Source organism: Pseudoalteromonas sp. MER144-MNA-CIBAN-0113 (genome assembly GCF_040308965.1).
In the GTDB taxonomy this organism is placed as follows: domain Bacteria; phylum Pseudomonadota; class Gammaproteobacteria; order Enterobacterales; family Alteromonadaceae; genus Pseudoalteromonas; species Pseudoalteromonas tetraodonis.
Window position 1 is genome coordinate 1 of the sequence record NZ_JBEOOG010000193.1, and the last position, 674, is coordinate 674.

At 36.6% G+C, this 674-nt stretch carries 1 protein-coding gene; it reads right to left on the reverse strand.

Annotation, left to right across the window (positions count from 1 at the left end; translation table 11 throughout):
- Positions 1-121 precede the first annotated feature (121 nt).
- Positions 122-586: a protein kinase domain-containing protein gene (locus tag AAEY57_RS19360; RefSeq protein ID WP_350608590.1), complete on the reverse strand. Its 465-nt coding sequence runs from the start codon at positions 584-586 to the stop codon at positions 122-124.
- Between the last annotated feature and the right edge of the window lie 88 nt (positions 587-674).

Here is a 674-nt window from a genome sequence, read left to right on the forward strand (position 1 = left end):
TTCAAGGTTAAAAAACAATCAAGTGAAATGTGTAGAACCAGTTCCTAAAAAGAGTAATTCTACAACCTCAACGCCGCCTTCAGCGTCGAACTGCTGGGCTCTGTTATGGTTCACGGCTAAATCACATTGGTGCGATAGCTAGAAAAGCTATGCGTATTTCATCAATATCTTTAAATCGAATAGACTTATTACTACTAAGACCTATATCAATGAAAGCACGTACATTCTCTGGTGACTTTTCAGTCTTGCTCTTTCCGGTTAAGACGTAATATAAAATACGAGTCAACGAATATGTTTCATGCAAGATGCTATAGGTATCAAAGCCTTCTGTTATTAGGCTAGGATCGTTGTAATACCCCTTAAATTCTGTATTCGCCGAAGTTAGTTCACTATCAATAATTTTCACTAGTCCAAAATCTGCTATTTTCACAACTGCTACATCATCATATTCCCTAAGTAGAATATTTTTAGGGCTAATATCTCTGTGTAAAATATTTTTGGAGTGTATGTAAGAGAAAGCTCTGAGGATTTGTAATCCCAACTTAACTCGATCTTGAAACGACAATTTGGAATTGTTTTTTAACATGTATTTATCCAAAGGTAAGCGTCCGGCAATCCACACCTAGCTTTTGATATTCCAAGGCAGTAAATCATCGATTTGGCAACCCGGTTTG

Coding starts and splice junctions, on each gene's coding strand:
- AAEY57_RS19360 (WP_350608590.1), bottom strand. CDS start 586: ATGTTAAAAAACAATTCCAAATTGTCGTTTCAAGATCGAGTTAAGTTG.